At 52.7% G+C, this 9,492-nt stretch carries 10 protein-coding genes; 4 read left to right on the top strand and 6 right to left on the bottom strand.

Annotated elements, in window-relative coordinates:
• The 4 genes from JW953_21350 to JW953_21335 form a co-directional block, all read left to right on the top strand.
• On the top strand, window positions 1-510 hold a 510-nt coding region (locus JW953_21350), incomplete at its 5' end, for a response regulator transcription factor (GenBank protein MBN1995250.1).
• Between the two features lie 154 nt (window positions 511-664).
• Complete coding sequence (locus tag JW953_21345; GenBank protein MBN1995249.1) at window positions 665-865, top strand: hypothetical protein; 201 nt, start codon at window positions 665-667, stop codon at window positions 863-865.
• A gap of 38 nt (window positions 866-903) precedes the next feature.
• The gene (locus JW953_21340; protein ID MBN1995248.1) at window positions 904-1,443 is read left to right on the top strand and encodes a hypothetical protein; all 540 of its coding nucleotides are present in this window, start codon (window positions 904-906) and stop codon (window positions 1,441-1,443) included.
• Window positions 1,444-1,695: 252 nt separating this feature from the next.
• Complete coding sequence (locus tag JW953_21335) at window positions 1,696-2,406, top strand: response regulator (protein MBN1995247.1); 711 nt, start codon at window positions 1,696-1,698, stop codon at window positions 2,404-2,406.
• A 437-nt stretch (window positions 2,407-2,843) separates the two neighbouring features.
• On the opposite strand, the gene JW953_21330 is transcribed toward JW953_21335, so the two are convergent.
• From JW953_21330 to JW953_21305, 6 genes are all read right to left on the bottom strand, one after another.
• Window positions 2,844-5,078: a hypothetical protein gene (locus JW953_21330; GenBank protein MBN1995246.1), complete on the bottom strand. Its 2,235-nt coding sequence runs from the start codon at window positions 5,076-5,078 to the stop codon at window positions 2,844-2,846.
• Window positions 5,079-5,110: 32 nt separating this feature from the next.
• Entirely contained in the window at window positions 5,111-6,727 is a 1,617-nt protein-coding gene (locus JW953_21325; GenBank protein ID MBN1995245.1) for a hypothetical protein, read from the bottom strand.
• Between the two features lie 158 nt (window positions 6,728-6,885).
• On the bottom strand, window positions 6,886-7,314 hold the full coding sequence (locus JW953_21320) for a DUF333 domain-containing protein (protein ID MBN1995244.1): 429 nt from the start codon (window positions 7,312-7,314) through the stop codon (window positions 6,886-6,888).
• A gap of 51 nt (window positions 7,315-7,365) precedes the next feature.
• Window positions 7,366-7,788 (bottom strand): hypothetical protein, encoded by a 423-nt coding sequence (locus JW953_21315; GenBank protein ID MBN1995243.1) that lies wholly within the window; start codon window positions 7,786-7,788, stop codon window positions 7,366-7,368.
• Between the two features lie 18 nt (window positions 7,789-7,806).
• On the bottom strand, window positions 7,807-9,219 hold the full coding sequence (locus tag JW953_21310; GenBank protein ID MBN1995242.1) for a hypothetical protein: 1,413 nt from the start codon (window positions 9,217-9,219) through the stop codon (window positions 7,807-7,809).
• The coding region (locus tag JW953_21305) for a hypothetical protein (protein ID MBN1995241.1) at window positions 9,179-9,492 on the bottom strand (314 nt) is incomplete at its 5' end. The genes JW953_21305 and JW953_21310, both read right to left, overlap by 41 nt.

The following is a 9,492-nucleotide window of genomic DNA, read 5'->3' as shown; positions in this document are numbered from 1 at the left end:
GCGCTGCGGCCCGACGTGATTTTGCTTGATTTGGTGATGCCGCAGTTAGACGGGTTGGAAGCCATCCGGCAAATCAAACAGGAAAATCCCGAGGCGCGCATCTTGGTGCTGACCGGCATTACCAATGATGCCCGCATCTTCCCGGCCATCAAGGCCGGCGCGCTGGGTTATTTGCTTAAAGATGCCACCCACGACCAACTCCTCCAGGCCATTCACGATGTGGCCCAGGGGCGGGTGTCCCTGCATCCGGCCATCGCTGTCAAAGTAATGCGCGAACTCGAACATCCCCCGGGCCTGCCGCCCACCGCCGAGCCGCTCTCTGAACGCGAACTGCAAGTGCTTCGCCTGATTGCGCGCGGCATGACCAACGAAGAAATTGCCGCCGAGCTATGCCTCAACGATCGCACCATTGCCAAGTACGTTACCGCCATCCTCGACAAACTGCACCTGGCCAACCGCACCCAGGCCGCCCTCTATGCCCTGCGCGAGGGGCTGGCCGATTTGGAGTAGGGAACTGGTCATTTTTTCTCCTCAAAACCCTCATTTTCTCCCTTGTAGCGCCGGCCTGAATTATGATATGTTAGCAGCATGACAGGTCAGGCTTCAATATTGCTCCACCGGGTCCCTGGCGTGAAAGCCTGCTGGTGCTGTTGTAAGAGGGCAGGTGCTTGACCCGACCGGATTGTATTACTATAATGCCAGATATTACGACCCGCTGGTAGGTCAGTTCACCCAGCCGGATAGCCTGGTGGCCCAGCCGGGCAATCCCATTGCCTGGAATCGTTACGCCTACGTCTACGATAACCCGGTCAACTACACCGACAGCAGCCGCCACTTTATTGATACGCTGTGGGATATCTACTGAATTCTGACCTTCAGAGCTGCCTGGGGGATGCGGATGCCTTGTCGTGTTATATGGTGCCGGTGAGTTTAGCGGCTGTAGCTGTGCCGTTTGTTACCACCGGCGGGTTGGGGGATGATGCGCTCAAGGCGGCGGCGCGGGGGGCGGATGGGGTACCTGGTGGGGGTAGACTTCCACCAGGTGACAATAATCTGGTGGGGAAAACAGGTAGAACCTATCTTTTCCATAAGAGATTATTGCAAAATTTTGAAGGCGAAGAGTTAGGGGAAGTCCCGCCTTTTAGAACTAAATATTTAAAAACCGAAGCTGAAAGGGTGCCCTTTGAGGTTTTTGTTAAGGATGGATTATTGGTACATCCAGATGGAACCCCTGTTAACACAACCAGTTTAATTGGTGGCAGCAACACTATTTTCGTGATGGATCCACAAGGGGGTCGTATTTTTATCAAGGCTGATCCAACACGATTCGAATTTCATCATTCAACTTTCTTAGCGGGACAACCTGTAGCTGCTGCTGGTGATTTGGATGTTGTAAATGGGGTAATAACCAGAGTACGTCCTAATACTACAACGAGATTTTGACATAACGAAGTAAAGAAACCCGGCTTTTTTGGTTATAAATAGTAACTATTGTCCAAATCGGACTATCAACAAGCACTAAAAGCCGGGTTTCTCAAGCGAAGTCTCGTTGTAGTACTAATACCGGTCATTATGCTATCGAACCAATTCTCAACCGACAGCTCTTAATAGAACTACGAGGTCGGGGGATGCAGATACCCGATAGTGTTTTGTTTTCCAGTTTTTAGCCATTTGTGCATATAAGAGGGTTTGTGTATGGAAAGATCAACAATATTTTCAAACTTAATCCTGGTCTTGTATGATTTACTTCGCATTGAAGATATCAATGCGGATGAATTGTTTTCCGAAGCGAGAACTAAAGCCTATATTGAGCATTTTAGGATGCATTATTCTGGTCAAGAAATCTGTGACATAATGGAAGCTCTGAAGTGGGCGCTAGAAAATAGAAATTATGATTTTAAGAGTATAGAATTCTTGGAGGATATTTCTTTTTCTAATAAGGAGATTGTGATTTTTATTGAAAAGATTTTTGGTCTGTTTACATCATCATTTGATGAAGCAAGATTAGAAATCCTAAAAGTGCCAAGCGATAATCGCAAACTTAACATCTTGATTGTGGAGGATAAAGTATATAAGTACAATACCTTTCTACGATTTGGTCGAACGCCTTATGAGATTACAGATGTCCATAGTTATGAAGAGGCTTCCCCAATAATGTCACAAAACAAGTTTGACATTGTTTTATCAAGTTTACATAGTAATTCAGATGACAATATCAGATTACTAAAAAACCTACGACATTCAGAAATGCAAAATGGCTTACCCCACGTCCCTGTAATTGTGCTATCGGAAAGTAATGATGGAACATACATTCATAGATTATATCAAAATGGTTGTGATGCCCATTTAGTATTACCTGTAATTCTTGCCGAACTACTCCAAAAGATTTGTCAGTTGACCCAGTAGTCCAATTATGTAGGGTGAGGTTCATCACACTCAACACCTACCGCCTTTGTTAAGGCATAAACCCTTTGCCTCTATTCCACTGATAGCACCAACCGAAAAGGATACGCTGAATTCTTAACAAACCAATAGTTTCTTTTCTCCCCCCTGCTCGACGCCGTAGACCTGCTGGGCAATGTCCAGAACTGCCTGGGGGATGCGGATGCGCTGAGTTGTTACGTGCCCGGCCACAAATCTTCCCCGTTGCCCCTATACCACCGAGGAGAACCCAGGGGCGCGCGGGGGGCGGCCTTAAGAACTAAAGGCCGCCCCATAAAAATCCAACAATGATCACTACTCTAAACAGGTTTTTCATCATTTGCTCCATAGGCAATCAAAAAAAAGGGCGCGCCAGGTTGTTGTTCTCGATTTCCCTTCCGGATTTTGTCATTCTCTTTGAGTTATTTGGCCTGGACAGCGTCGCGCGCATTTTTCAACAAGGGCCCGAGCGCATCGAGGAAAAGGTCAATATAATCTTTATCCTCTTGCGCTTGTTCCAGAGTGAAAGGATTCATCAACGTTGTGCGGAAAACAATAATCTCGTTGTCATAACCCTTCTGGCCGGCTTCCTGTTGCCGGAAGAGGTCGGCGGCTGAGACAAAATAACTGCCCTTCACGCCCATTTTTTCCGATAAAAATGCGCGCAGCGCCTTGGGATTGTATGTTTCGTAGGAGAATTCGGTGTGGGAAACGATAAAGTTACGGGTTTGGACGGGGCTGGCCGGGTCAATGGACAACTCCTGGTAAAGCGCCAGGCTGAAACGATTCATCACATCAAGTTTGTCGTTACCGGCCAGATTAAAGGCATAGTTGAGAATATTGGTATCCGGCAGCGTCAATGGTTCAAAGATGAACTCGTCCCGAATTGTTGGGGCGAACTTCAGGATGCGCTCGTGAAAGGAGCGGGTAATGCGTAACGCCTGCCCCAGCACCGCGCCATAACCATTCTCATCCAGCGGCGATACCCGGTGCGACAGGAATGTTGCCGCCGACGCCGCGCCCGGTTTGGAGCCTTCCATAATGTATTTGCCAATGTAGATTTCGCCCGGCTGAGGCGCGGTACGGCCTCCCAGGGCATACGCCGCCTCTTGAGCCACCAGCTCCTTGACCCGCCCATCACGAAAGAGGATCGCGCCCGCCGGATAGGGCACATACCCCAGTTTGTGCGGGTCCACGGTGATCGAGTCCATCTCCTTCAGAACCGCATAGCTGCGGTATACCTCTTCCGTTGGCCAGTTGGCATACGCGCTTTGCATCTCGGGGCGGCCCCGGAATTGGCCTGTGGCCGAGCGGAAACAGGCGGTTATGTAACCGCCGTAAGCCGCGTCACAGTGCAGCGAGAAACTTAGCCCCCGCTCAATGAATTCGTCACGCAACGCAATCAATTCGGGCATGGGGTCCACGGCGCCTTCTTCCGTAGTCCCCACCACCCCCACCACGCTGATAACGGGGCGCCGCTCTTTCAACGCCCGCTCCAACTCCTGGCGCAACAGGCCGGTGTCCTGCCGGTACTGGCCGTCAATGGGGATGGGTGCCACCTGCGCTGATCCAATGCCAATTGCCCCCGGCCCCTTTACCCAGGAATAGTGCATTGTTTGCGGCGCGCACATGATGGCCGGTTGGAGCGCGTCCTTACCGGTCAAGCCGGAGAAAAAGGCGTGATCGCCCAAAGAAAGGATGTCGTGTTGTTTTAGCCGCTCGTTAACCTGCGCCAGCGCTTCATCGGTTGGCAACTCCGCATGTTGTTTCACATAATTGACGATGAGTTGTTCTTTCAAATCCAATGCCTGCGCCGGAGGCAAATTCACCAATTCCCAGGCGGTCAGGCTGGCCAATTCTTTTTTGTTTGGCCCGGCGCTCAATCCCTCCACCTTCAAGTCTGCCGCGGCTGCGCGCACGGCAATGGGCAAAAACTTAACGGCCTTGGCCACCCAAATGGACTCGATGTTGGCCAGGGTGCCGCCAGAGGTGATGTGCCCCCAGGTGGCGGCTAACTCGTCGGCGGTGCTGCCAAAACCAAACATTTTGGACAACTCGCGGCCAACCTCAATTTCAAGCAAAGTGGTAATCGGCGATGCTTCCCAGGATACGTTGTTGGGATTGTAGAGCATGGCGGCAATATAACCAACGAGCGCCGGCAACGAGACATCGGCGTTCATGTGGCCGATATAGCGCGGCGAGTAAAAGGGAATGTCCGACTTGAGTTCGCCCAGCAGGATAAACAACTCGCGCTGAAAACGGCTGACACAATTCTCGTAGGTTAAACTGCGTTGGTCTTCCGGTTCAATGACCGCTTCGTCTTCAGGATGAAAGTTGCGCCGCCAGAAAACATAGTCGCGATAAACCCTGAGTAACAGTTGCTCTACCAGGTCGGCGTTCTCGGCCTTGGGACCCAAAAAGAATGCCTTCAAGTCCACCGGCGCCGGAGTCGCCGGCGCACCCAGCCATGCGGTTACGCTTTCAACGTCGAAACCGACTGTGTTTGAGCCAGGCGCGGCTTGCGGTAGAGGTGGCAGCGCCGTTTTGATTTCGGTCAGGGTTAGATTGGGAAACAGGCGATTTTGCAGCAGTAACGCGGCTGCGCCCACCGACCCCATCTGAAGAAACTGCCTGCGGTTCAATTGCAAATCGCTCATAGTAACCTCCTTATATTGATTCTTGCCGCGTTTTACCGAATATACCCATTCAAAAACGTCCATTCGCCATCCAGGCGGTCCGGCACATCGCGCAGCTTTTGTCCCTTCCATTCCGACTCGCTCCAGATGAAGGGTTTGCCGTCAACCGACGGTGTGCCATATTTCATCCAGAACGCCTTCACCGGCGAGTCCGTATCAAGCGCGCCTTCAAGCGTGAACGTATCTTTAATCATCGAAGTGGAAATGGCTTTGGCCTCAATCGAGCCGTCGGGCACGGTTTTGGGGGTGGGTGTTTCGCCGTAGCCCAGGTCCCAGCGGCCATAGATAGAGAGCGGGTTTTGCGGGTCGGTATACGTGATGAGAGCTTTGGCCGATTCAATGTCGTTGACGGAGCCAATCTGGGCCATAAATTGCTGCTTGCGCGCCGGGCGATTGTCTTGCGCTTTGAGGTCGTCAATAATCTGCTGCGAGGCGGGGTAGTTGATGCCCAGAATATAATCCGCGGTCACCAGTTCATGATCATAGGTTTGGTCCAAGCCGTCGGGTTTGGTGACGATGGTATAGCCGCCCTGGCCATCCGGCTTGTAGTACACAAAACTCTTGTACGACATTTCGACCAGGCCGATTTCATTTGTTTTGGCGTCAATAATCATGTAGCCGTTCATGTAAGTGCCGGACGGTTCGAGCGAAACGTACTCAAAGAACTCGTCGAGCGAAGTGGCAAATTGTTCGGCCAGCACCGACCGCCAAAACATCCACAGCGCCTCGGTTTTTGGCTCGGTGTAGGTGGCGTGGTGGGTTGTTTCGTTAAAGATGATGCCCTTGTTGGTGTAGCCAAAATCGGCGCCGGAGCCGAGAAAGCCGGGGGCGATAATGTTCATGGTCATAAAATCGCCGTTGACCCACAAGCTGAGCGCCTGGCTCTGGCTCAGAAAACTGTACCACGAATTGTGGGTAAGAAAGATGTCGTCATCTGTCTTTTTTACAAATGCGGAACACTTGCTTAATTTGTTCATCACCACCGTAGGCGCGCTATCGGGCAAAATGTCAAATAGGTCGCCAAAGGCGTTGATAAAGTAAATGTCCATGAACGTGAGCGAGGCTGTTTCGTAGCCCACCGCCATCTCGGCGTCGGCAAAGGCGGGGAACCACTGCCCGTCAAAGGCCAGGGCTGCGGGCTTGTCTTTGGCCGCGCCGTGATAAATGCCCACCAGCCGGTACATCAGCCGCCGCATGTTTTGGCCAACGTCCGAGTCGCCCTCTTGGCGAATATAGTTAAGCGTGTACTCCCAGTTGATTTTGAGCGTTTTTTGGGCCAGGGCCAGCTCATCCGATGAAGGCGGGATTTGTTGAGGGTAGGTGTGCGCCGGATTCATCAGGTACGCCGAATCCCACATATTATCGCGCGCGGCGATGATGTGTTCTTTTTGCAATTTACCCTGGATGAAGCCGGCTTCGTACTCGGCCTTGTACACGTTGGGGTCGTTAGAAACAATGCTGGTGTTATAGATGTTGTTCACTTTTTCCATAACGCCCTGCGTGTCGCCGTCAATCTCGTAGCGGGTCAGGTTTGCTGCGCCGCCGGATTGGCAGGAAATCAGCGCGAGCATTGCTGCCAGCATTACCACTATAAAAAGTTTGCTTTTCATTTTTTTCTCCGTTGTAAATAGCCCTCACCCCCGCCCCCTCTCCCAAGGGGAGAGGGGAGTCGTGCCAGCGACGGGGTGAGGGCTTTTCGTCGCTGGTAGGGCGAGATGACAAATTTAAAGCCGATATTTTGTCACCTTCCATCCTGCATCCGTAAGTTTTAAGGGCTGCACTTGCCGTTCCAATAATCCGCGCCGTCGCACTGCTTGCCGTTTTTAAAAGTGCAGGTGCCTTGCTCATTTTCAATGTCGCCGCCGGTGAGAGTATATTCGCCGCCGGTAATGGCGCAATAGCGACCCTGCGGCCCATAGCCCGTCACCTTCAGCCCACCCACCGGACAGTCGCCGCGCTGCAAGGCCCATTCCTCACACTGCAGGCCGTCTTCAAACCAGCACACGCCAAACTCGCCGCCGTCGCCGCGCTTTTCAATGGTGAGCTGGCCGCCTTGTTCAACGCAATTCTCCGAGGCCGGATTGCTCATTGAGGCGCCGCCTCCCTCAGACGGCGGCGCAGCCGGGCCGCCGCAAGCGACCAGGGCCAAACTGACAACGATTAAACCAAAGAATAGATATTTAAAACTGCTGTTCATGATGTTTAACTCCTTTTTTGATAAATTTGATTATGAACTAGGCCGCGTGTGTTACACGGCTTCAAAAACAACAACTATACAAATGATAATCAACCCCAAAAATGACGCGATAAAAATCCTATGGACGGTTATGCTCAACCGCTGTTTCCGGCCCGGTTGTGTTTCTTTTAGGGCAAAGTATGAAAAAAGGCCCGAGGCCAGAAACCCCAGAGCAACCACGGCTAACAATTCATCCGTAATATGGCTAACTTCCTGCACTCCCTCTACTATCTTAATCAATCCCAAAAATGTCAAACACATCCCCACTGTAGACGTAGTTAGTCTCAAGATATTGGTGTGGACGGCGTCGGACAGCATTGCATCTTTATTACTTGCCTCACGCGGAAACGGTTTGCCGCAGTTGGGGCACGATAGAGCCGCAAAAGAGCAGTCGTGGCCGCAATCTGGACAGGAAAAAAGATTGGGGTTGGTCATGATTTGCTCCAAATGACCCTACTGCCTGGTAAAGGTGATCGCGCCAACATCGGCCAACTGCCCAGACATAGTATTGCTATCGGCGTCCACCGTGCCGGTAAACCCGCCTTGCGCGCCGGGACGCGCCAGCATTAGCGAAATTTCGCCGGTGTTAACATTGATGGTTCCTTCCACATCGTCAATTACCGGGGAGCCGGATGTGGACACAATCAGACGGCCTTGCACGCCACATTCGGGGCCGGCACAGCCTGCCACCTGGTCCAGTTCCAGGGTAAATTGGCCGGAAATCCACGTGCCTGCCGCCGTTCGATATGAGGGCTGTGGCACGGGGGTATCGGTTGGGGCAGGCGGCGGCACGGGGGTATTGGTGGGGGCGGGTAGGGGCGTTGGTGTTGGCTCGGATGGTGAACTCACGGTAATGGTCACGTCTCGTGTGGTTTGCGTGTCGCCGCAATAGGCCTTGAGCGTGTAAGTGGTGGTTTTTTTAATATGAATTTGAACTTCGCCGGGCGTGCCGATGCCGCCAATGCCGGGCGTAATTTCGGCGCGGTCGGCATTGCTTACCGGCCCCCATTGCAGCACAACGGTGTCGCCCTTTTGCACAATGGTGGCCGAGGCGGCAAACGACGAGATTTGCGGAGCGCCGGAACAGCCGGGCGGATTCGGCGCGGGCACGCTGATTTTTACGTTTACTTGGTCGCCAAAGAAACTCCCATCTGCCGCGCGCATTTGCCAAACGCCGGTATACTGGCCAGGCACCGCCGGCGCGGTCATGGGCACAGACAGGTCGGCCATTCCGCCGGGTATCGTGTCGGGCGCGGCCACCGCCGTATCATTCGACATCGCATCACCATTGACAAAAACAAAATTATAGCCGCCGCCCCACTCGCACGTGCCGCTGTTTTGCAACCGCCATACTTTGTTAAAAGCCTGGTTGGGCTGAAGAACAGAGCCGTCTGGAATAGTGCCATCGGCAATAAACACAGCCCCGTTGACGCAAGCAATGGGCACCGGCGTTGGCGTTGGGGACGCCGGCGCAGTGGTAGGCGCGGCAGTCGGCGCATCGGTGGGGGCGGTAGTAGGCGCCAGAGTTGGCGTAACCGTTGGCGCGGGACCCGGCCCGGCCTGAACCTCCAATGAGATTTCGGCCATATTGCTGGCGACATTATCCATGTTGTAGGCCAACACGCCCACCGTATGTTTGCCCGGCGCGCCGGCCTGCCAAACCTGAACAACCGAAAACGAGGTTTGCGGGCTGGGCGCTTTGTCGCTGCGCACAATGTCGCCGTCCACCAACAGGTCTATCCGGGTAATACCTTTGGCGTCGGTAGCCGTAGATTGAATCGAGACCTCCTGGCCTGATACAACCTGAGTTTCGCTTGGCGGCGAGTTAATGGCCACGGTGGGCTGGCTGGCGCTGCGACAACTCACCAGTAGGATTCCCGCAGCAATGACCGCCAGGATTAACCCAATTTTTAAAATTAATAACCATTTTTGCTTTTGCATTTTTTCTCCTTAAATTGTTTTTTTTACACATGCCAAACCCGCCATCGGCGTTGGGACTCAAGGAGTCGGCGTGGACGGCATTGTGATCTGGCCTGGTTTTACCACCCAGGTTTATTTGAGCAGGATAAGTTGGCAACTTGTGCTGCTGTTTGATAAATATGATGGCTCTAACTTCGGACCAACTGACCGGACATAATT

This window comes from Anaerolineae bacterium (assembly GCA_016931895.1).
Classification (GTDB): domain Bacteria; phylum Chloroflexota; class Anaerolineae; order 4572-78; family J111; genus JAFGNV01.
The sequence above is the reverse complement of the archived record's forward strand: the minus strand, read 5'-3'. Positions and strand labels throughout refer to the sequence as shown.